The organism is Cellvibrio zantedeschiae, from assembly GCF_014652535.1.
Classification (GTDB): Bacteria; Pseudomonadota; Gammaproteobacteria; order Pseudomonadales; family Cellvibrionaceae; genus Cellvibrio; species Cellvibrio zantedeschiae.
Genome location: NZ_BMYZ01000001.1, coordinates 1,836,571 through 1,858,454 on the forward strand (window position 1 = coordinate 1,836,571; position 21,884 = coordinate 1,858,454).

A 21,884-nucleotide genomic window follows, 5' to 3' on the forward strand; every position below is an offset into this window, starting at 1 on the left:
TCAAGCACAAGCTTGATGAGCGAACAATAAAATCAAAATAAGCTCATATCCGTACGCTACCTCTCTTATTCGGGAGCGAAGAAAGCCGATAAATATCATTCAAAATAAGTACGCTGGCGCACGGAATTTCTTCTATTCACGCGATATTTTTAATGTTCAGATGGCGCCAAACCGACACACACCATGGCTTGTCGCTGTCAGCAAACCCATCAGGGATTCATTAACCACTTAAAGGTATTTAGCCATGTCATTCCTATCTGCAGTGACCAAATCGGAACTAAAAAATAGCAAACACCAAGCACAACAATCCTCTGAAGATGTGCTTAAGGAATTCAAAAGCTTTTTAAGCGATGTAGAAGATCTTTTTCACTCAACTACATCAGCAACTGGTGACGATTTGGTAAAAGCCAAATCGCAATTGAAGCAGCGCATTAGCACGGCAAAAGAAACCATTGGCGATGCTGGAGATAATATCTTTAAGCAAGCCCGCAAAACCGCTGCGATCACCAATACCTATGTTCACGATCAACCCTGGAAAGTAATTGGTACTGGTATAGCACTCAGCTTCTTGCTTGGCTTTGTGTTGGCGCGTCGCGATTAAAATTTCCTGGCAATTAAAAAAAATAAAGCGGCCTTGCGCCGCTTTATTTTTAACTGAACACTTCAATTACCAATGCTTATAAACGCTTCGCATTAATAAAAAAGTCCAGATGGAACATTGTGAAAACAACCCTGGACACACACACGATACCAGTTTTGCTTTCTGCTCAATCTGGACAAGAAGTAATCACTGACTATTTACAACATGCTTAACACTAACAAGCACTTCCAATATCATCAGCTAATTCGTCACTTGAGGCGCATATCGTTTTTAACTGATTTTACACCGCCGACACCCGCTGCTACACGCACGGCAGTATTAATGTCAGCCTGGGAAGCAACGAAGCCACTTAACTGAACAACACCTTTAAAAGTTTCCACATTAATCTCTGCCACTTTCAAAGTAGGTTCCTGCAAAATTGCAGCCTTCACTTTAGTAGTGATAACTGTATCGTCTACATATTCGCCTGTGCCTTCTTGCTTGTGAGTAGAAGAACATGCGACTACTGAAAACAATGCAAAAACCATAAAAAATATTGAAAAATATTTACTGACTTGTTTCATATTAAATCTCCTTACTTAAGATAATCGAGCATCGTAGTCGGTTGCGTTATGCAATCCTGAGATCAGATTATTCTTTAGCTAAACACAACTTCAGTACGCTGGCGCACAATTTATGATATCTGCTTAATAGGCTTACACATGAGACAAATTAATTTCGTTTTAAATTCATAAAAAATTTAAATTTTAAATAATGATAAAACTATGTGAGTTCACGTACAGACCCTAAAACATCTGGTTAATATAGTGAATTCGTAGACATCGGCATTTCGCCGCCATTGTTCCGCATTACATTTGAGCGCAGGCAATTTGTGCACAGGAGATTAATATGAATTACGAAACTCGCGATACTTACGGTATTTATAAAAATACTCATCATCAAGGTCCTGGCCCACAATTAATGGGCGCAGACACGCTCATTGGCAATGACGTGTATAACTACGAAGAAGAAGATATTGGTGACATTAAGGAAATAATGTTAGATGTCGCAAGCGGAAATATTGCTTATGCTGTGCTTTCGTTCGGATCAATTCTTGGCTTAGGCGAAAAATTATTTGCCGTGCCTTGGACCGCATTAAAGCTGGATACGGAGAATAAAAGATTTTTGCTTAACATCAACAAAGAGCGTTTACAAAATGCTCCTGGTTTTGACAAAGATAACTGGCCAAACCTGGCTGATCAAACCTGGTCAAACGACATTCACTCCTATTACGGAATTCGCCCCTACAATGGCCGCTTTCGCAATTAGAAGAATGTTTTTTGAAACACGAAAAAGCCCTCGATAATGAGGGCTTTTTTATTTGAAAAAATAAAAAAATATTACGTAAATTTTTTGCGTTAGCTAACGCACTGAAACTAAAAACCTTAATTCATATTCTAAAACTTGTAGGGTCACACACCTTGCATTATGCAGCGATAAATTTTCTGGAGGTTGATATGGAAACACAATTCACAAGAAATACTGCGAATGACTATCGCGAGAATGTAGCAACCACTTCATTAGCAAACAATTCACTTGCAAATGCCAGTGCTGTTTCATGGGGTGCAATATTTGCGGGTGCGGCAGCAGCAGCGGCTCTATCACTCATCCTGCTTGTATTAGGCACCGGCTTGGGCTTTTCTTCCGTTTCCGCTTGGTCTGACAAAGGCGTTAGCGGAACAACATTTAGCGTATCCACTATTCTTTGGGTGACATTAACGTCTTTAGTTGCATCAGCAATCGGTGGTTATATTGCCGGGCGCCTTAGAAATCGCTGGCTAGCAACTCCGTCTGATGAAGTTTATTTTCGCGATACCGCCCACGGCTTTTTAGCTTGGGCAGTTGCAACGCTTGCCACAGCTGCTTTATTGACATCGGTTGTTTCCACAATTGTTGGAGCGGGCGCTCAAGCTGGAGCAAAAATTGTCGGTGGCGCAGCGGCCGCATCAACAGCAGTTGCTGCAACAACCAATAAAGACCCAGCGGAACCAACCAGCCTTGATGCAACTGCTACGCCCTACTTTTTGGATTTGCTGTTCCGTAAAGACCTTAATTTAGCGACTGCGAATGGCAATGCTGTTCCAGCATCTCCCGAACCTGAACCAGGCACTGATGCATCGAAAGCAGAAGTCGCACGCATTTATATTAATGCACTTTCAACAGGCGCATTACCTACTGAGGATGCAAGATACGCAGCACAAGTCGTAGCGCAGACAACAGGACTTACTCAACAAGACGCAGAGAAACGCGTAACTGACGTTTTCAAATCCTTGCAAACAAAATTGCGTAATGCAGAAACCGCTGCCCGCGAAGCCGCAGAGCAAGCACGTAAGGCGACAGCTTATGGCTCACTGTGGTTATTTGTTTCCCTGTTAATCGGCGCGTTTATCGCAAGCTTTACGGCAATCTTCGGCGGTCGCCAACGCGATCTGTAATTCACTGAATTTTGAACACAACCCAAGAGGAGAACTCTTATGCGCTCAATACTTTTATATCTACTGGGAATCCCTATCCCGCTCATTATCTTAATTGCGATATTGACCTAATTCTTAGTTTGTTTGATTTTTAACTTTAAGAGGAATTCATCATGGCAACTGCAGCAAAATATGTAGAGTCTACAAGCGCGCAGAAAACGAAAGAGGCAATCGCCTTGCTGCGTGCAGATCATAAACTGGTAAATGATTTGTTTGAGGAATATGAAAAGTCTCGTTCAGCAGCCAAGAAAAAAGCGCTGGTAAAACAGATCTGTACTGAATTAACCATTCATGCACAAATCGAGGAAGAAATTTTTTATCCTGCGGCCAAAAAAGCCTTGCAGGATAAAGAATTGATTCCAGAGGCAACCGTTGAGCACGCCACCTTGAAGGATCTTATTGCGCAGGTGGAAGGATTGGAGCCAGATGGCGAAATGTTTGATGCAAAAATCAAGGTATTATCTGAATACGTCAAACATCACGTTAAGGAAGAACAAAATGAGATCTTCCCAAAAGTAAAAGCATCTAAATTGGATTTAGTTGAATTGGGAGCCCAGCTAACAGAGCGTAAAGAAGAATTGTTGGCGGCAGCGCTTCACTAAAATTCCCGTGCCGTGACAAGACGGTGCTTCACTCTTGCGAACACTTTGTTATTTTCGGATAACAAAGTGTTTTGCTTTTGATAGTTGAGAAACTAATTAAATCACATCACTCAAATTACCCAGGGTTGCGTGAATCAGATCACTAACCCTATAGGTTTCTTCATAAGACGATGTTTCAACCACCAATACAATTTGTCGACTTAAGATTGCGTCGTGCACAAGGTCCGATAACATTCGCTGTTCTCCCCGCGTGTAAAAGCTCTTATTAATAACACCCAAGCTCTCTCCCCATCCCAGGGAAACCAATTGCGGCACTAATGACTCTTCTGCAATAAGCGTCACGTCGGTTGCATCCAGGTGCACGCCCACCAAACTACTTAAGCCAGTACCCGATAAAGAATCTGCAGCACCACCAGCAAACAAATTTCCTTCGCCCTCCAGTCCGTTCTCCTTTATAAGGCTGGTCGGCAGGATTGAATACTTGTCAAAAATGCGGATGAATTTATGGGAAACAGCTTGCGAGATTAACTGTGAAAAAAGTTTTTCCGCGCTCGACCGGGCAGAGAAAAATCCAATGACGTAATGTCTGTATATTTTCATTTTAATGTCCCTAAAAGTATTACTTTTCCTTATGCTAACCATCGTCAACTTGACTCGTCAGTGTGCGACCACACAGAAGCGCCCTCTCCAACCGTACTTATGTCTGATAACGAACGGAACCCATATCCTACCGCGAGCATGCTCTTGCACGCCAATAAATCGAACCCAAATAGATTACATCCAAGCTGGATATTTTCCATCCAACATAGGCAAAACTAACAATTGCCTATTTATGTGACACTTATGTGGGCTAACCAACAGACACATATCCTATCTAGCTCGATGATTTAAATGACGCTAGCCCTTATCAGGTCCTATTCCTATATGAGTTTTTTTGCCAAGACAGCTTTATGATTGCCACCGCAGGAATGAACACGTAAAAATCGTTTGGTACAGCTGATAATGAAAGGTAATATCGAGAAAAGCCGACTAAATAATAGGGATCTACAGCATGCCAGTTTTAATCAAGCATCCACACACAAAAGCGCCTGCAGATTTGTTTGTGCCTATAGTTGATTTGAGCCATATGACAATCAATCATAGGACAATCAATCTATGAGAGTAAGAACTACTCGCGCCAACATTTTTTGGCTTTCCTTACCCACCATTCTCGTGCTGGCAATGGTGGCAACGCTATTTTGGTTTTTTGACCGCATGCAGGCCGCCGTTGACGCGCGCACACAAATCACCACCTCCCTCAGTCAGGCGCAAACTGTATTAACCATGATGATTGATGCTGAAACAGGCACCCGTGGTTATTTATTAACCGATGACGAAAGTTTTTTGAAACCCTACCAAAATGTGCGCGACGGAATTCCCGTAAAACTTAAACAATTACGCGCAATTACCACCACACCAGAAGCCCTGACACAAATTGACAACGTGGAACCATTGGTAAAAGCCAAATTGTCTCGCCTTGCTACTGCCATTGCACTCAAACGAACCAATGATTTAAAAACGGTATTGAATAGCTTTCCCAACAATGAAGGGAAAGTCATCATGGATAGCATTCGCGAACACATGGACCGTTACAATCGCATTCAAAATACGCAACTAGCGCACTACAACCGGGAATACCAAACGAACATGAACTTTCTGTTCGCGTTCATTGTATCCGCCAGTGTTTTTATGTTGCTGTTTGCACAAGTGTTTGCCTACAGCATTTATCGCAACATCCATCAGCGCTTAATGGATCTTGTTCACGCCGAAACAAAAAATTCGCTTGAAAAACAAGAGGCAATGAACCAGCAATTAAACTCTGCCTATCTCACTGTGCAGGATAGTGAACGAAAACTGGAAGTTACCCTCAACTCCATTGCCGATGCAGTAATCGCCACGGACCGCGAAGCGCGCATCACATTAATGAACCACGTTGCAGAACTTTTAACGGGCTGGTCGCAAGAGGAAGCCGCGGGCCGCCCCATTCCAGAAGTATTTAAAATTATTAACAAGGAAAGCCGACAACCCGTTGCCGTACCTGTTATAGAAACTTTGTTATACGGCACCGCGCAAGGATCAAGTGACAGCGTATTAATTTTCCGCGACGGCAACCAATGCAACATTGCCAACAGCTGCGCACCTATTCGCGACCACGACGGGCAAGTAATAGGCGCAGTATTGGTATTCCGCGATATCACCGCAGAAAATGCCGCACAGCAAGCGCTGTTGGACAGTAATGAATTAGTTAAAACCATTTTGGGTACAGTGGCTGACGGTATAGTTACATTCCACGTGCGCAGCAACATGATTGAAACCGTAAACCCCGCGGCCGAGAAAATGTTTGGTTACGAGCCTAACGAATTAATTGGCAAAAGATTTAGTTCAATCGTACCTGAGCTTAATGAAGATAAGGGCTCCCTGGACTATTACAACGCAAGCCCGGAAGAACGAGCCAACGGTATAGTTCGCGAAGTGACAGGTCGCCTGAAAAACGGCCAAACATTCCCAATGGAAATTGCCGTAAGTGAAATGCGCTTGGGCGGCCAGCGCTTCTTTACCGGCGTGTTGCGTAACATTACCGCACGTAAACATGCCGAAGCGGTAATGCGTGAATCTGAATACCGTTACCGCAATTTATTCGATTCCATCGACGAAGGTTTCTGCGTTGCCGAAATGATTTACGAAGGTGGCGAAATCGTTAATCAACTCTTCCTGGAGATTAACCCTTCGTTTGAAAAACAAAGTGGTTTACACAATGCGCAAGGCCGTTTTGTGCGCGAGTTGGTACCCAATTTGGAGGTGGATTGGTTTACGGTTTACCACGAAGTTTTGCAAACCGGCGAACCCGCTCGCTTTGAATACGAAGCCAAAGCCTTGCACCGCTGGTTAGATATTTATACTTGCCGCCTGGGCGAACCGGGTAGTAAAAAAGTAGCGATTTTGTTTACCGATGTGACCGAACGTAAACGCTCAGAGCAAGCCCTACGCGAAAGTGATGAGCGCGTACGCCTCGCAACCGAAGCGACCGGTGTGGGCATTTGGGAATGGAATATTGCCGAGAATTACATGCGTTGGGACGCACAAATGTTCCGCATTTACGGTATAGAACCTACACCCGATGGCTTGGTAAAACGCGAAGATTGGCTTAAACATTTATTGCCAGAAGATCGCCGCACTCAGTTGGCATTAGATAAAGCAATGACACTGCGCGACCGTTCCAGCCGCGAATTCCGCATTCATCGCGCCGGTGAAAAAAATGAAGTTCGCCATATCCAATCCGTAGAAACCATGCGTACAGATTCCCGTGGTCGCGTTGAATCGATTGTAGGAACAAACCTGGATATCACAGAACTCAAACGCACCGAAGCCATATTGCGCGAGAACGAACGCCATTTGCGCGCGGTTATTGATGCATTGCCCGTAGCCATTTACACCACCGATGCTGAGGGTGTACTCACACACTACAACCAGGCTGCTGTTGAATTTTCCGGTCGCACACCGGAGCTTGGTGTAGACAAATGGAGCATTAACGAAAAACTTTATAGCCCCAACGGCACACCCGTACCCAATGATCAATGCCACATGGCGATTGCACTTAAGGAAGATCGCCAACTTTTAGGTGCAGAAGCAATTGCAGCGCGTCCAGATGGATCACGTATTTGGTTCACCGCGCACCCTACTCCGCTACATGATGCTTACGGAAAATTAATTGGCGGTATCAACATGATGATTGATATCACCGAGCGCAAACGTTTGGATCAGGTGTTGCTGGAAAATAATATTGAATTGAAAAAAGCCAAAAACCTGGCTGAAAAAGCAAACCGCGCAAAATCAGATTTCCTATCCAACATGAGCCACGAATTGCGTACACCTTTAAGCGCAATTTTAGGTTTTGCACAATTAATTGATGCAAGCAATCCGCCACCGACTCCCAGCCAAAAACGCAGTGTTGATCAAATTTTGCAGGCGGGTTGGTATTTGCTGGATTTAATTAATGAAATTCTGGACCTTACATTAATCGAATCTGGCCGCATGCCCGTATCAATGGAAACTGTGTCTCTTCCAGATTTAGTTCGTGAATGCGAAACCATGATTGAACCCCAGGCGCTTAATCGCAATATTACATTGAGCTTCCCCAAATTCGAGCAGCCAGTGAAAGTTAAAGCCGACAGCACGCGTTTAAAACAAGCGCTCATTAATTTGTTGTCAAACGCTATTAAATACAATCGCCAATACGGTGCAGTTACGGTGACTTGTGTTGAATGCGAAACAGATCGCGTGCGCATTTCTGTAGAAGATACTGGCGATGGTTTACCGCCAGAAAAACTTGCTCAGCTGTTCCAGCCGTTTAATCGCCTTGGTAAAGAAAACAGCTCTGAGGAAGGTACAGGTATCGGCTTGGTCATGACCAAACGCCTGGTTAAATTAATGGGCGGTAATATTCATGTAAAAAGTACCGTGGGCAAAGGTACTACTTTTTCAATAGATTTAGATGTAGCAAACGAATCTGAAATCATTGAAGCTGAACCGCAAGATTTCCTGGAAATTTTGCCAATGCCCGTGAAAACCGATGCACCCAAACGCACCCTGCTTTACGTAGAAGATAACGCAGCAAATTTAACGCTGATTGAAGATGTATTAGCAACTCGCTCCGATATTTTATTGCTTACCGCGCGCGATGGTCACAGCGGTATTGAACTTGCGCGCGTTGCACAACCCGATTTAATTTTAATGGATATCAATTTGCCGGGAATTAGCGGAATGGAAGCCTTGAGAATTCTTTCCAAGGATCCAATCACACACCATATTCCCGTAGTGGCAATTAGCGCGAATGCAATTCCGCGCGATATAGAAAAAGGTTTGGAGGCTGGATTTTTCCGCTACCTCACCAAGCCCATTAAAATTAATGAGTTCATGCACACAGTAGATAGTGCGCTTGAACTTTCTATTCCGAAACCTATGAGAATAAATTAAGAGAAATTAACATGAAGCTAACTGAGCAAGATATTCTCAACGCCAGCATTTTAATCGTTGATGATCAGCAAGCGAACGTAGCGCTGCTGGAACAATTGCTAAGCGAGGCGGGTTACACCAATGTCTCGTCAACCATGAATCCAGTGGAAGTGGGTGCTTTGCATCGCAAGAATTACTACGATCTTATTCTGCTGGATTTGCAAATGCCGGAGATGGACGGCTTCCAGGTTATGGAATGCCTTAAAACCAATGACCAGGAAGGCTATCTGCCGGTTATTGTTTTAACGGCGCAACCTGGCCATAAATTGCGTGCATTGCAAGCGGGCGCTAAAGATTTTATTAGCAAGCCATTTGATTTAATAGAAGTCAAAACGCGCATTCACAACATGTTGGAAGTTCGCCTGCTGTACAAAAAGCTGGAGAACTACAACAAAATTCTTGAGCAAACCGTTGCCGAGCGCACCGCTGAATTACGCGAAAGCGAAGCGCGTTTCCGCAGCCTTACTGAGCTCGCTTCCGATTGGTATTGGGAACAAGATCAGGACGGAAAATTTATTAAAGTCTCCGGCCCCGTATTAGAAATGCTTGGCATTCAAGTTGATCCGCTATTGGGAGACGCAGCGACAGCCAACACCTTAGACAACGCCGGATGGAACGAAGACGAGCGCAAAGAATTGCAAGGCATTATTGAAGCGCGTCAACCCTTTATTGATTTTGCATTCAGCCGCGTTGACTCTACCGGCATCAAACATCATTACCGCGTAAGCGGTGAACCTATGTTCGATTTGTCCAGTCGTTTCATTGGATACCGCGGTATTGGTATTCAATGCAAAGAAATGCCTGGCAGCAACCAATAGGGATAACGATGCAAACAATTCATAGTCCATTGCAAAATCATCTTCTCGCCGCACTCAGTAAACCGGAAATTGATCGTTTAACTGCGCGCCTTGAACTGGTGCAGTTGAAGTTGGGCGAAAGTATTTATGAACCGGGCCAACCCTTAAGCTATGCGTATTTTCCAACCACCAGCATTATTTCGCTGCAATACGTTATGGAATCCGGCGCATCTGCAGAAGCGGCAGGCGTAGGTAACGAAGGGATGGTAGGCGTTGCGCTATTCCTGGGTGGCAATACCACGCCAAGTGCAGCTGTAGTGCAAACGGCGGGTTATGCGTATCGCCTGGAGCGCAGCATTTTAAAAGCTGAGTTTAATTGTGCAGATGTAATGCACCGCTTACTGTTGCGCTATACGCAGGCGCTAATGACGCAAATGTTCCAAACTGCTGTGTGCAATCGTCATCACTCCGTTGAACAACAATTGTGTCGCTGGCTATTAAACACAGTTGATCGCATTCCCACGGGTGAGTTGGTTATGACACAAGAATTAGTCGCCAACATGCTCGGTGTGCGCCGCGAAAGTGTTACAGAAGCCGCAGGTAGTTTGCAAAGCGCAGATTGCATTCGCTACAGACGTGGTCATATCGCCGTGTTAGACAGACGCAAGTTAGAAGCGCGTACTTGTGAGTGCTATCAGGTCGTTAAAAAAGAATTGGATCGACTAATGACGAATGTAAAATAATTTGTCAGCGGTATAAAAGGATTTTAGGGAGTGTTTTTTAAAGTTGGATTTTAAGGGATCTTCGCAACCGAGCCTAATCCTGACACCAATAAAAATCAAAGCTAGATACTGGAAAGCCAGTTAGAAATAAGGGAAATAGGCTTAAAGGGATATTAAGGAATAGAAATCACAGAAGGGAAAATTCAGACTACCGTTTTACTCCTACCAAATTCGTTTTGAATCACCTACCCATCGCAACCTTATTTAGGCTTCTAATAAAAAACTGGAATGCACTTAGGCCAAATAAGCAAGCGAGCATTTGACCTAAGTACATTCCAGAAAAAGGAAGGCATTTCAAAAACGAGTGTAAAGCAAACAAACCTTGGCAAGCTTATAGTCTTCGCCCCTGTATGATTCTCACCAGAATCACGACTACTGCAGCAACCAATAACACATGGATTAAACCGCCGATAGTGTATGAGGACACTAGACCCAATACCCATAAAATAAGCAGAATGACTGCAATAGTTTCTAACATGATAATTCTCCTATTAAGTTAACCAGCAATAAAGCCACATGAATAGATTAAAAAATCACCCTGTTAAACTCGGTGCGCTAACGTACCTTGATTTTAAAAGACTTTATAAATTTGCTAATCACATCTCATTTTTTAACCCCCAATAAAAAAGCCCCGCATTGGCAGGGCTTGGTTTTTTCTAAAGCAATTTCAGGTATTAAAATACCAGCTCTTTTGCGTTCACACTTTTTACACCGCGAACATTTTCTGCCAGTTCAATTGCCAAGGCACGTTCAGCTCCGCTAGTAACCTTACCTTTTAAAGTCACTATGCCCGCACTGGTGGAAACATCTATATCAGAACCGCTAACGTTGCTGGAGTAAAAAAAGTTTGATTTAACCTTGGTAGAAATCCAGGCATCCGCAACTGATTTACTCGTGTCATTAGCCGCAGCTTTTGCTTTATCGGTTGCGCCGGGTTTTGAGTCAACATTCAATTGGTTGCTCACCGCAATTACACCGCGTGTGCTGGCAGCCAAACGAGTTGCAGCAGTTTTTGCATCGGTGGAATCTACATTACCTGTTAAAACTACGCGTCCGCCTTTGCTTTCTACCTTGGTGGAAATGTAAGAAAATTTACTCCAGATCAAACGTGATTTAACCGCAGCAACAATAGTGACATCATCAACTACTTCACCATAACCCCGATTACCAGCTTTAGGAACGTAATCTGATTTAACAACAATTTGGTTATCTACATCCTTAATACCGTCAACACCCAAGGCAATTTCCTTCGCCAAATCTTTGTTGATATCCTCGTCAACCGTACCTGTTAAAACCGCTTTGCCATTGTTAACCTTCACTTTTAAATCGTGGGCTCGCAAATAGGGACTCAACGCATAAGTTGTCCAAATTTGCGTTTCCTGGCGAGCGTCAACAATATCTTGTTTTGCATCGGCGCTCGCCATCATACTCGCAACAGAAAATACCAACACCATGCCAGTTTTTGCGAAAGATTTTAAAAACACTTTGTTCATAAATATTCTCCGTTAAAAAATATTCATCCGTGTTTAATGCCAAATCACGCAAATATCTTGCGCGACAAAAACACATGAACTTTATCCTTAAGCCCTGTGAAAACTAATCTGCCCTGTTCAGGAATGGCGCTTTCTTAAAAAGGCTGCCACTTGTTTGTCAGCCTCCGCGCGCGAAATCGCATAGCGTTCTTGAACCAAGCCTGACAAGCGCTCAATTTGCCCCTGGCTTTTTAAGAGGTCGTCTTCAGTTAAGCGCCCTCTTACCATCTTGGCTTTTTCAATTTGCTCCTGCCAAATTGCCTTCACTTGGCTGTCACTTGGTAAGGAATGCTCACGTAAAGGTGCATCCAAATCCCCCTCCCGGCGCGCTTGTTCAAGTTCTTCCGGAGTTTGTTCGCTCAACTGAACTGAACGCTTATCGTGCAAAATACTTTGCATACGTCGCGTCACCTGGCTTCTTTTAGGCGAGGAATGTCGATCCATGGGTTGATGGGTATTCGTTAAACCAAACTCATGACTTCTGTTCATATTGACCTCCGAGTTAATAAAGACCCTTCAACCACTCTGAACGGAATGCGGTGGACGTAATACAAGGGATGACCCTTACACTAATAGTGAACGCCTACCCAATCTGTACGGTGCCGAACGCGATTGCTGCGGACCAACAATGAACAAAGCGCCCACTTCCCGCGGCAAACGAGCTACAAATGCCAAAAATAGCCTTGCCACCCCTGAATAATGCGCGCGCCTGTGGATAACCTGTGAAATACTGGTGCATATATCTAGTGCATCACAAAATATAAAACACTAGATATTGTGTCGAGAACGCGTCTCCCTTATAGTATGGACACCTCTGGATTTCGCCAAAATAATGCGCGAAAAACCAGGCTAGAGATGAGTTGCCAGCCTAACTGATTGATTTCACTTGATCTTTAGGCGACACCCAAACCTTTGATCTATCACAAAAACATCAATAACCGAGCGATAGAAAATAGGTAGAACTTTCCCTAGCAACGAATCACTAAGATTAAAGCGCTATTGAAACTACCGCGATGCCGCTGGGGCCTTAAACGCCTCGATCACAGATATAAACAGCCAGATAAGCTATATAGAGAGGAAAGCCATGTTAAGTTGGGATGAATTCGACTCAGAAGAAGTTGTAAAAGAAGCCGCGAAAGAATCAGCACGCCAGGAAGCACTCAGTGCCGCTCCCGTAGCGCCTGCACCTGTGCAACAAATCGCGCAGACTGAAGCACCAGCAGCGACTTTTACCGCCAGCGCCAACGAAGAAGGCATCAGCCCGGAGCTGGCCAAAGCCCGCGCCGCCCTCGCCCAACTTGACCCAACCCCAGGTATCGCCGAATTGGAAATGGGCGCAGCCCGTATCCAGGTTGATGAAAAGCGCATGATCAACTGCCGCGCTGACCTTAACCAACTCGTACCTTTCAAATACGACTGGGCATGGCAAAAATATTTGGACGGCTGCTCCAACCACTGGATGCCACAAGAAGTAAACATGACCGCTGACATCGCTTTGTGGAAAAGCAAAGACGGCCTCACTGAAGACGAACGCCGCGTTGTTATGCGCAGCCTCGGCTACTTCTCAACCGCCGACTCATTGGTAGCCAACAACTTGGTATTGGCAATTTACCGCTTAATCACCAACCCGGAATGTCGCCAATACATTTTGCGTCAATCATTCGAAGAAGCGATTCACACCCACGCCTATCAATACTGCATTGAATCTTTGGGCATGGACGAAGGCGAAATCTTCAACATGTACCGCGAATTGCCATCCGTTGCTAACAAAGCCGCATGGAGTTTGAAACACACGCAATCACTGAGCGACCCAACCTTCACCACCGGCACACCAGAAACCGATCAAGAATTGTTGCGCAACCTCGTAGCATTCTACGTAGTGACCGAAGGTATTTTCTTCTACTGCGGATTCAGCCAAATCCTTTCAATGGGCCGCCGCAACAAAATGACCGGCGTTGCAGAACAATTCCAATATATTTTGCGTGACGAGTCCATGCACTTGAATTTCGGTATCGACGTAATCAACCAAATCAAATTAGAAAACCCACACTTGTGGACCGCAGAATTCCAACAAGAAGTTATCCAAATGATTTTGGAAGGCACCGAATTGGAAATCCAATATGCCCGCGACTCAATGCCACGCGGCGTACTCGGCATGAACGCTGCGATGATGGAAGAGTACTTACACTTCATCGCCAACCGCCGCTGCTCACAAGTTGGTTTGAAAGAACAATACCCAGGCGCACAAAACCCATTCCCATGGATGAGCGAAATTATGGATTTGCGTAAAGAGAAGAATTTCTTTGAAACGCGCGTGATTGAGTATCAAACAGGTGGTGCGCTTTCTTGGGATTAATTTTTTAAAAAAATTATTGGCCACAACCTAATTGATTTGGGAGTCGTCATCTTCGCGCAGCGGAGATCCACGAATAGACAAGCCCTGCGACAGCAGGCAACCAAATGGACAAATATGTTCCGGAGTGAATAACCAAAACCGTTATTGAGTTGTATCAGAGATTTTCTGGTGGGGCTTGGTAGCGGTTTTTTTATCATCAAAAAAGGATAAAAATGAACATTATGAACTTATTAAAACAAAAAAAGGATCCTTCTGACGTATTCACACCTCGACAATCAGAGGTGAACGACAATATGTACATTCATAGAAATAAAAATGAAAAAAGCATAGTGCGCTGGTTAAAAGAAAATATGCATGGCTTTATTTACGGCGAAAGTGGAAATGGAAAAACTTGGCTATATAAAAAGGTATTCAATGAAAACAATGTCAATTATGTAATTGCAAACTGTACTCTTGCTTCAAGCAAAGGCTCTTTAAGAAATGAAATTTTCTCATCATGCATGCCATCAGCAACATCAATCAAAACAGGCTATAGTGAAACCAAAGAAGCCGGCTTAGATGCAGTTGTTGCAAGTGCGACAATAAATCACGAAGCGAATTATGAAATTCTTACAGAAGACAAGCTTTTAATCTCATTCAAAGAGCTCTCAAAAAAGGCCGATAAAAATACATTTTCAGTTATTGTTCTAGATAATGTAGAAACAATATTTAATAACGCAACTTTAATGGATGAACTAGCCGACATCATTATCTTATTAGATGACTCTAGATATGCTAAATACAAAGTAAAGTTTTTAATTGTTGGGGTGCCATGCGGAGTTATCGAGTATTTTTCAAAATCGAAAAATAGATCATCAGTTGGAAATAGAATAACAGAGCTTCCATCGGTAACTGGATTTTCAATCTTAGAGACCAAGGAAATTGTTAATAAAGGATTTAATGAACACCTAGACTGTGATTTAAGTCAAACGCTAATTGATGGCATAACAGGAAAAATTTATGACATTACGTTAGGTGTGCCTCAGCGAGTACATGAGTATTGTTTATCGCTCTATTACGCCCGAGAAGATAATAATGGAAATATTGACGCAAAAACTTTAACCGATGCTGATGCTGGATGGCTTCAAAAAGGCCTGCGAGAATCATATGCGGCAATTGAACAGCATTTTTCTGGCAGTGGAGGACAGATAAGGCGCGGACAGGTTTTATACTCAATAGGAAAGCTGAAAGGGCATCAGTTTAATACGGCTGAAATCGGAGCTCAAATTAGAAAGAATTTTACCTCTGTAGAAATTAGTGCAGACTCAGGAATTGGATCAATATTATCTAGTTTAACAAAAGGAGATTCTCCCTTACTATCCAAAAACACAACAACAGGTTCCTACAGTGTCATAGACCCTCGTACGATAATGTGTTTAAGGCTCATTCTCGAAAAGACTGATGACAATCAGGTAATCAAAAGGGGATTCATCAGAAATTAAAAATCAGTAGGCTGTAAAGTTAACAAACAGGATCAGAATAAATAATCATGCCTGCCACAGGCCTCACTTTTCTTTGCTTCGCCACAGAAAAGTAAGCAAAAGAAAGGCGACCCGGCGAATTTCTGACCCTGTGCTTCTCAGGGGCCAACGGGTCGTCTTGGTGTGACATCCCTGTCCCATCAAGACTAAAACGGACGTCCTGTCCGTTTTACCCTATCACCTTACGATGCTCAGAAAATTCACATGGGATTCAACGGAAAAGAGCAAGAGCAAGAAGTCTGGAAAAATAACCTATAAATAATCAGGAAAAGGAAGTGAAAAGATGAACGAAAACGTAGCCAACATTGAAAACGATACTCTACACGCTGAAGAGCCGATAGAAATTACAAAAGGAGGGATTAGCAATGAATTTTATATTGTCTCCAAAAAGAAGTTTATATGGCTTTACTTCAGCACTTTTGGATTTTATTCAATATATTGGTTTTTCAAAAACTGGATACTTCAAAAAAAATTCCATAATGAAACTTATTGGCCAGCAATGCGTGGTTTGTTTTATATATTTTTTACGCATTCGCTATTTAGACAAGTAGATAGAAAACTAAAAAATTCTGATAAAAAATATATCTGGGACCACGGCGGTATTGCTACACAAATAGTAATGCTAACTCTTGCCTCTAACCTATTGGGCAGGCTGGCAAGTAAATACATGGGCTCACCTTACACCGATATAGGCTCCATCGCGCTTGCAGCCGTTATGGGAGTACTGCTGCTTAGAGTTCAAATGGCTACTAACCTGGCGTGCAACGATTCTGAAGGCGAATCTAATAACAAGCTTTCTGCACTCAATATATTTTGGATTGTTATAGGGGGGATTTTTACGCTTCTTGCGATCTTAGGCATTTTCTTTACAGATGCTGACACCTAGAGTTAGTACCAACGAGTCGCCTTGATGTGAGATCCCTATACCATCAAGACTAAAACGGACGTCCTGTCCGTTTTACCTTACCACCTTGCGATGCTCAGGGAATTCACATGGGTAAAAAAATCAACATAGAAATCACAATGGAAAAAAAGGATTAAACATGAATGACAATAATCAATTACCACAAAGCTCCGAATCTAACGAAGAAATAAAAGAATCTGGCGCTCTTGCTTCGCGCTGGGATCGTTTGGGAGCAGCAATCATTGATGCAATTATAGGCATGTGCGTTATGTTACCGCTTATGTATTTTTCTGGTGGGCTAGAAGGTATCAGCAAAGGAATAGAACAACCGATAGAATACAAATTAATTATGAACATAGTCGGGATAATAGTTTTCGTTATGCTCCATGGAGCGTTATTGGCAACAAAAGGACAAACCATTGGCAAAAAAATAATTGGGATCAAAATAGTTGATCTAAATGGAGACCTACCAAAAATACAAACACATTTGCTAAAGCGATACGCGGTGTACTTTATTCTAGGCTTAATCCCTACAGTCGGTGCATTTTTATCTTTTTTAAATATTTTATTTATCTTTGGAAAAGAAAAGCGTTGCGTTCATGACTATATTGCTGGAACAAAAGTAGTAAATAGCTAATCGGTCAATCATACGTCATTGAAGTGATAACGGACGTCCTGTCCGTTTTACCCTATCACCTTGCGATGTTTAGAAAATTTACATGGAATTGAACAGCGGGTGCCAATAAAGAATATTTTTTGCTTTTGCCTTTAACCACCCCTTATGAGTTCGCCGAGCACTGGAAGAAAATTGCCGGAAAACGGACACGACGTCCGTTTTAGTGACTACGCGGCAGGACGCCGCGTCGGAACGACGGCTATTTTCTGAAGCGCGCAGGAAACACGAACGAGTGGGTCGCCTTTCTTTTGGTTACTTTACTTTGGCGAAGCAAAGAAAAGTAACTCGCCAGCAGGCGAAACTGAACATAGAAAATGATTAACCAATTTAAGGAAAATGCAATGAAAAAGCTATTAACCTCAATATTCTTGCTATTTATTAGTTCACAACTGGCTGTCGCTGAACTAGATAAGAATTATCTAGTTCAAATAGATAAAATGGTTGCCGAAAATCAGTATGAAAAAGCTTTAGATGCCTTTAGATACTATTTTAAAGAATCAAGAAAAGAGAGCAGCTTAGGAGCAGTTCGATTATCGTTTTGTTTATCTGCTTGGGTTTCACTGGGAAAGATTTATCCTCCGGCAATGAGCGAACTCATTTTAATGTCAAATGAGCGCAGGAACCTTTTGTTAGCTGGCAAAGGGAATTCCGAGACCTTTCAGGAATACAATGCTATCAATCGCTATATAGAAAAGGATAACGAAACATTAGCAACTTTCATCGCCATAGAGAAGGATTTCCCACAGCAAGCAGCCTCATACCATTTTTTTGCTAAAGACCTCATCATCAATGCCAAACAGTACGACTTAGCGAAAAAGTATATTGATCCTATATATGAATTTGAAAACTTAAGATTTCTCAGAGAATCAGAATTAAGCTCTTCAAGAAAAAGTAAATATGCGTTTGCAAATAGTCAAAGCGACGTAGTCTTCGAAAAAAATGTTAGCGAACTTATTGAGCTGGCAAATAAAATTGGAATGAAAGACGCCGCCGACGATATTAAGCGCCGTTACGCTAACTACATTAGTTTAAGCCCACTAAAAAAATAGGACGCATCACGTCAAGAAAATATTTTTGCTTTTGCTTTTAACAATCCCTATGAGTTCGCCGAGCACTGGAAGAAAAGTCATTCAGACCGTCCATGGCCTTTACTCTTCGAGCAGCTTCGCTGTGCAAAAATGCTCCTGCAGTTTGTGGCGAAGCACGACTGCATGGATGAAGTGGTACGGCACCCCGAAGGTAGAGCAATGCAGGAGCAATTGCCGAAAGGAAAGTAACTCGCCAACAGGCGAAACCAATCACGAAATAAAAACCTCAAAAAGGAAGTCAAAATGTTCAAGCTAATAACAATCCTGGCATTCGCGATCACCCTGTCCTCATGCGCAACCAACACAACTAAAACCAAAGAAAAGGATGAAGATCTCTCCTCCGCACTTACCGGCCTTTTTGGCGAACCGAAAAAAGTAGACGAAAAGAAACTGGAAAAATTTCCCTTAGGTTCCGAGAAAAATCCTGTTCGAGTGGCTGGCCCCGGAGGACAACGCGATTACCTTTCCCGCTTGGTGTGCGACAACAACGAGCCCGTATCAGCGTTTGAACGTATGGGAAGCGCAGGAATGAGCCCCTTTGGATCTATAATGGATATCTACGAAGTTATCTGCGATACAAATAAGGGGGTTGTTAAACATTCCGTTTATCTTGATATGTACCACGGAGATTACGACGAAACGCGACCAGCAGTAGGCTTTATTGCATTGAAACCCAACTGTTGGATCCCCATAAAAAAAGCAATTGAATTTAGAGAACAGAAAAATTTCAATGCTGCATTGGAGCAAATTGAATTACACAATCAATGCGATACATCCAAAGAGCGCATGTCTTACTATTATCACCTTGGATGGACTTATGCGGAAATGGGCGAATTTATAAAAGCAATTGATGCTTATTCGGAAGGTTTAAAAACACAACCCAACTACCCCTTCGCTTACTGGCGCAGAGGTTTGGCTTATGAAAAATTTGGCAAAGCAGTTGAAGCACAAGCAGATTACAAAAAGGCGTACGAAGTGGGAATGGAAGGGAATCCTGAAAAATTTAAAGAATTTCTAAATCAAAACCCAGATATAGCCAAAAAACTTATGCCACAATAAATAAATGTGATCAGCCTGTGACTGACTCATCAAGACTAAAACGGACGTCCCGTCCGTTTTACCCTATTTCCTTGCGATGCTCGGGAAATTCACATGGGAAATAGCAACATTGTGAGCACCACCTTGACATGGTGAGGGTCAAAACTAATAAGGCATGAAGATTGAGCTGCGGGTACTCATAGCCGATAAATATTTGTGCTTGTGCTTTTAACATCCCTTACGAGTTCGCCGAGCACTGGAAGAAAATCGCCGGAAAACGGACACGACGTCCGTTTTAGTGACTACGCGGCAGGACGCCGCGTCGGAACGACGGCCATTTTCTGAAGCGCGCACGACTGCATGGATGCAGGAGGTAGAGCAACGCAGGAGCAGTTGCCGAGGAAACACGAACGAGTGGGTCGCCTTTCTTTTGGTTACTTTACTTTGGCGAAGCAAAGAAAAGTAACTCGCCAGCAGGCGAAACCTACAAACAAACAAAACTAAATATCATGAAATACAAACTCGCCATATTCGACTTCGATGGAACTCTTGCAGATTCCTTTCCATTTTTTGTAAGCGTATTTAACCAGCTTGCTGATGAATACGATTTTAAAAAGATTGATGCTGCTTCCGTAGATCAATATAGGCATTACAACGCCAAACAAATGATGGAAATTGTTGGCTTGCCGAAGTGGAAGCTGCCAATGGTGGGGAAACGCTTTATGTCCTTGATGAAAGACAACGCAAACTCCATTCAATTATTTGACGGCATTAGTGAAACCCTGGAATACCTTGTTGAACACCATGTTCTGGTAGCTGTTGTTTCGTCTAACTCTTATGAAAACCTTAGCCATATTCTCGGCGATAAGCTTTCACAGCTCGTTACGAGTTTTGATTGTGGTATGTCTATATTCGGCAAAGCCGCGCGCTTGGAAAAAGTACTCAAGCAAAATAAGCTTACAGCTTCTGATGCTATTTATATTGGCGATCAAGTTACCGACCTTGAAGCCGCGCACAAAAAATCAATCGCTTTTGGTGCTGTGGCATGGGGTTATGCGTCAATCGAAAGTTTAGCGGCCCATAGCCCCGCAGAGATATTTCAAACACCCTACGACATAAAACGAATCGTAAATTAACGCGCCCATCTCAACAAAAGTGATCCACATGAATTATTTACGGTTGATCAAGGCCTGCGTGTGTTAGCGCACTCCCTATAGACGCGCCACACGTATAATGATGACATTTTCATTCTGACAGCGGGGGCAAGAATCATGGATTGGAAAGGCGGAAGACGCAGCAGCAATATTGACGACCAACGTAACTCACCGCTTGCGGCTGGCGCGGGAGGCATAGGTATTTTGCTTCGTTTCTTACCCTATTTGATTGGAACTAAAGTAGGCCGAATTATCCTTGTCGTTGGCGGTTTAACCTATTTTGGCGCGCGCATGCTTGGTATAGATATGCTGCAAATAATGAGCGGAGCACCTGCTGCTGCCCCCACGCAAGCCTTAAGCGCTAAAGATCAGGAATTGGCAGATTTTGTGTCCGTTACTTTGGCAAGCACCGAAGATGCCTGGAAATCTGAATTCCAGAAAGCCGGAAAAACTTATCAGGAACCGGTATTGGTACTTTTCAGGCACAGAGTTAATTCCGCTTGCGGTTTGGCGCAATCTGCTACGGGGCCATTTTATTGCCCAGCCGACAATAAGCTTTACATCGATTTAAGTTTCTATGAAGACATGAAAACAAGATTGGGAGCACCAGGAGATTTTGCACAAGCCTATGTTATTGCGCATGAGGTAGGTCATCACGTTCAAAATTTACTAGGGATTGCGGCAAAAGTCAGTAACGCGCAACGCACATCATCACCCAATGTGGCGAATGCATTATCCGTGAAAATGGAACTACAAGCTGATTGCTTAGCCGGTATATGGGGTCACTATGCGGACCGCGAGCGAGGCATTATTGAAGCAGGCGATATAGACGAAGCCTTAAATGCTGCCGCTGCAATTGGCGATGATCGCCTGCAAGAACAGGCGACAGGTACGGTTAGGCCAGAAAAATTTACGCACGGAACATCCAAGCAAAGAGCTGAGTGGTTTAATCGCGGATTCCAAAGTGGTTCATTTGAAAACTGCAATACATTTACTAACTAAATCACCTCAATATTTTACCAGCGCATGAATCACTGCAATTCATGCGCTGGTAAAGAATCTGCTCCGCTGATCACTTCAAAAAGTTAGCAATATCAAAATAATTTGATTAAAATTTAGTTTCGCTTGATAAACGTTCAAGTGAAAAATAAATATTTATAATTTCTAAAAATTTTCATCAATTGGCTCAAGTATTTTATATTGCTACGCACCGTCAAATCAGTTAGACGCTTAACATTAGTAAACCTATATTTTTTGTTAACATTTTTT

20 protein-coding genes are annotated in these 21,884 nt (G+C 43.0%); 15 read left to right on the forward strand and 5 right to left on the reverse strand.

Annotation, left to right across the window (positions count from 1 at the left end):
- Window positions 1-244 precede the first annotated feature (244 nt).
- Complete coding sequence (locus IE104_RS08135) at window positions 245-601, forward strand: ElaB/YgaM/YqjD family protein (RefSeq protein WP_189417384.1); 357 nt, start codon at window positions 245-247, stop codon at window positions 599-601.
- 248 nt (window positions 602-849) lie between these two features.
- Here IE104_RS08135 and IE104_RS08140 read toward each other — a convergent pair whose 3' ends face one another.
- The gene (locus IE104_RS08140) at window positions 850-1,164 is read right to left on the reverse strand and encodes a BON domain-containing protein (RefSeq protein ID WP_189417385.1); all 315 of its coding nucleotides are present in this window, start codon (window positions 1,162-1,164) and stop codon (window positions 850-852) included.
- Window positions 1,165-1,489: 325 nt separating this feature from the next.
- On the opposite strand from IE104_RS08140, the gene IE104_RS08145 reads away from it, so the two are divergent.
- From IE104_RS08145 to IE104_RS08155, 3 genes are all read left to right on the forward strand, one after another.
- Window positions 1,490-1,909, forward strand: coding sequence for a PRC-barrel domain-containing protein (locus IE104_RS08145; RefSeq protein WP_189417386.1), 420 nt, complete (start codon window positions 1,490-1,492; stop codon window positions 1,907-1,909).
- Between the two features lie 188 nt (window positions 1,910-2,097).
- Window positions 2,098-3,075, forward strand: a complete 978-nt coding sequence (locus IE104_RS08150) for a hypothetical protein (protein ID WP_189417387.1) — start codon at window positions 2,098-2,100, stop codon at window positions 3,073-3,075.
- Window positions 3,076-3,227: 152 nt separating this feature from the next.
- Window positions 3,228-3,716, forward strand: a complete 489-nt coding sequence (locus IE104_RS08155) for a hemerythrin domain-containing protein (RefSeq protein WP_189417388.1) — start codon at window positions 3,228-3,230, stop codon at window positions 3,714-3,716.
- Between the two features lie 96 nt (window positions 3,717-3,812).
- On the opposite strand, the gene IE104_RS08160 is transcribed toward IE104_RS08155, so the two are convergent.
- Window positions 3,813-4,316, reverse strand: a complete 504-nt coding sequence (locus IE104_RS08160) for a hypothetical protein (protein WP_189417389.1) — start codon at window positions 4,314-4,316, stop codon at window positions 3,813-3,815.
- 555 nt (window positions 4,317-4,871) lie between these two features.
- Here IE104_RS08160 and IE104_RS08165 point away from each other — a divergent pair.
- The 3 genes from IE104_RS08165 to IE104_RS08175 are packed head-to-tail and all read left to right on the forward strand — an operon-like array spanning window position 4,872 to window position 10,308.
- The gene (locus tag IE104_RS08165; RefSeq protein ID WP_189417390.1) at window positions 4,872-8,729 is read left to right on the forward strand and encodes a PAS domain S-box protein; all 3,858 of its coding nucleotides are present in this window, start codon (window positions 4,872-4,874) and stop codon (window positions 8,727-8,729) included.
- A gap of 11 nt (window positions 8,730-8,740) precedes the next feature.
- Entirely contained in the window at window positions 8,741-9,586 is an 846-nt protein-coding gene (locus IE104_RS08170) for a response regulator (RefSeq protein ID WP_189417391.1), read from the forward strand.
- Window positions 9,587-9,594: 8 nt separating this feature from the next.
- Window positions 9,595-10,308 (forward strand): Crp/Fnr family transcriptional regulator, encoded by a 714-nt coding sequence (locus IE104_RS08175; RefSeq protein WP_189417392.1) that lies wholly within the window; start codon window positions 9,595-9,597, stop codon window positions 10,306-10,308.
- A 370-nt stretch (window positions 10,309-10,678) separates the two neighbouring features.
- On the opposite strand, the gene IE104_RS19180 is transcribed toward IE104_RS08175, so the two are convergent.
- The 3 genes from IE104_RS19180 to IE104_RS18990 form a co-directional block, all read right to left on the reverse strand.
- Complete coding sequence (locus tag IE104_RS19180) at window positions 10,679-10,825, reverse strand: lmo0937 family membrane protein (protein ID WP_189417393.1); 147 nt, start codon at window positions 10,823-10,825, stop codon at window positions 10,679-10,681.
- Between the two features lie 196 nt (window positions 10,826-11,021).
- Window positions 11,022-11,840, reverse strand: coding sequence for a BON domain-containing protein (locus IE104_RS08185; protein WP_189417394.1), 819 nt, complete (start codon window positions 11,838-11,840; stop codon window positions 11,022-11,024).
- Window positions 11,841-11,957: 117 nt separating this feature from the next.
- On the reverse strand, window positions 11,958-12,368 hold the full coding sequence (locus IE104_RS18990; protein WP_229837726.1) for a CsbD family protein: 411 nt from the start codon (window positions 12,366-12,368) through the stop codon (window positions 11,958-11,960).
- Between the two features lie 595 nt (window positions 12,369-12,963).
- On the opposite strand from IE104_RS18990, the gene IE104_RS08195 reads away from it, so the two are divergent.
- From IE104_RS08195 to ypfJ, 8 genes are all read left to right on the forward strand, one after another.
- Entirely contained in the window at window positions 12,964-14,235 is a 1,272-nt protein-coding gene (locus IE104_RS08195; protein ID WP_189417395.1) for a ribonucleotide-diphosphate reductase subunit beta, read from the forward strand.
- A gap of 212 nt (window positions 14,236-14,447) precedes the next feature.
- Entirely contained in the window at window positions 14,448-15,716 is a 1,269-nt protein-coding gene (locus IE104_RS08200) for an ATP-binding protein (protein ID WP_189417396.1), read from the forward strand.
- A 322-nt stretch (window positions 15,717-16,038) separates the two neighbouring features.
- Entirely contained in the window at window positions 16,039-16,641 is a 603-nt protein-coding gene (locus tag IE104_RS08205; RefSeq protein ID WP_189417397.1) for a hypothetical protein, read from the forward strand.
- A gap of 157 nt (window positions 16,642-16,798) precedes the next feature.
- Window positions 16,799-17,296: an RDD family protein gene (locus IE104_RS08210; protein ID WP_189417398.1), complete on the forward strand. Its 498-nt coding sequence runs from the start codon at window positions 16,799-16,801 to the stop codon at window positions 17,294-17,296.
- A gap of 380 nt (window positions 17,297-17,676) precedes the next feature.
- A complete protein-coding gene (locus tag IE104_RS08215) occupies window positions 17,677-18,384 on the forward strand; it encodes a hypothetical protein (RefSeq protein ID WP_189417399.1) in 708 nt (235 codons plus the stop codon).
- Window positions 18,385-18,666: 282 nt separating this feature from the next.
- On the forward strand, window positions 18,667-19,482 hold the full coding sequence (locus tag IE104_RS08220) for a tetratricopeptide repeat protein (protein WP_189417400.1): 816 nt from the start codon (window positions 18,667-18,669) through the stop codon (window positions 19,480-19,482).
- A gap of 488 nt (window positions 19,483-19,970) precedes the next feature.
- Entirely contained in the window at window positions 19,971-20,597 is a 627-nt protein-coding gene (locus IE104_RS08225; protein ID WP_189417401.1) for an HAD hydrolase-like protein, read from the forward strand.
- 135 nt (window positions 20,598-20,732) lie between these two features.
- Window positions 20,733-21,617, forward strand: a complete 885-nt coding sequence (gene ypfJ / locus IE104_RS08230; RefSeq protein ID WP_189417402.1) for a KPN_02809 family neutral zinc metallopeptidase — start codon at window positions 20,733-20,735, stop codon at window positions 21,615-21,617.
- Window positions 21,618-21,884: the final 267 nt, after the last annotated feature.

Bases quoted from the DNA above. Each gene is read 5' to 3' on its own strand.
- IE104_RS08135 (WP_189417384.1), top strand. From the start codon at position 245: ATGTCATTCCTATCTGCAGTGACCAAATCGGAACTAAAAAATAGCAAA.
- IE104_RS08140 (WP_189417385.1), bottom strand. From the start codon at position 1,164: ATGAAACAAGTCAGTAAATATTTTTCAATATTTTTTATGGTTTTTGCA.
- IE104_RS08145 (WP_189417386.1), top strand. From the start codon at position 1,490: ATGAATTACGAAACTCGCGATACTTACGGTATTTATAAAAATACTCAT.
- IE104_RS08150 (WP_189417387.1), top strand. From the start codon at position 2,098: ATGGAAACACAATTCACAAGAAATACTGCGAATGACTATCGCGAGAAT.
- IE104_RS08155 (WP_189417388.1), top strand. From the start codon at position 3,228: ATGGCAACTGCAGCAAAATATGTAGAGTCTACAAGCGCGCAGAAAACG.
- IE104_RS08160 (WP_189417389.1), bottom strand. From the start codon at position 4,316: ATGAAAATATACAGACATTACGTCATTGGATTTTTCTCTGCCCGGTCG.
- IE104_RS08165 (WP_189417390.1), top strand. From the start codon at position 4,872: ATGAGAGTAAGAACTACTCGCGCCAACATTTTTTGGCTTTCCTTACCC.
- IE104_RS08170 (WP_189417391.1), top strand. From the start codon at position 8,741: ATGAAGCTAACTGAGCAAGATATTCTCAACGCCAGCATTTTAATCGTT.
- IE104_RS08175 (WP_189417392.1), top strand. From the start codon at position 9,595: ATGCAAACAATTCATAGTCCATTGCAAAATCATCTTCTCGCCGCACTC.
- IE104_RS19180 (WP_189417393.1), bottom strand. From the start codon at position 10,825: ATGTTAGAAACTATTGCAGTCATTCTGCTTATTTTATGGGTATTGGGT.
- IE104_RS08185 (WP_189417394.1), bottom strand. From the start codon at position 11,840: ATGAACAAAGTGTTTTTAAAATCTTTCGCAAAAACTGGCATGGTGTTG.
- IE104_RS18990 (WP_229837726.1), bottom strand. From the start codon at position 12,368: ATGAACAGAAGTCATGAGTTTGGTTTAACGAATACCCATCAACCCATG.
- IE104_RS08195 (WP_189417395.1), top strand. From the start codon at position 12,964: ATGTTAAGTTGGGATGAATTCGACTCAGAAGAAGTTGTAAAAGAAGCC.
- IE104_RS08200 (WP_189417396.1), top strand. From the start codon at position 14,448: ATGAACATTATGAACTTATTAAAACAAAAAAAGGATCCTTCTGACGTA.
- IE104_RS08205 (WP_189417397.1), top strand. From the start codon at position 16,039: ATGAACGAAAACGTAGCCAACATTGAAAACGATACTCTACACGCTGAA.
- IE104_RS08210 (WP_189417398.1), top strand. From the start codon at position 16,799: ATGAATGACAATAATCAATTACCACAAAGCTCCGAATCTAACGAAGAA.
- IE104_RS08215 (WP_189417399.1), top strand. From the start codon at position 17,677: ATGAAAAAGCTATTAACCTCAATATTCTTGCTATTTATTAGTTCACAA.
- IE104_RS08220 (WP_189417400.1), top strand. From the start codon at position 18,667: ATGTTCAAGCTAATAACAATCCTGGCATTCGCGATCACCCTGTCCTCA.
- IE104_RS08225 (WP_189417401.1), top strand. From the start codon at position 19,971: ATGAAATACAAACTCGCCATATTCGACTTCGATGGAACTCTTGCAGAT.
- ypfJ (WP_189417402.1), top strand. From the start codon at position 20,733: ATGGATTGGAAAGGCGGAAGACGCAGCAGCAATATTGACGACCAACGT.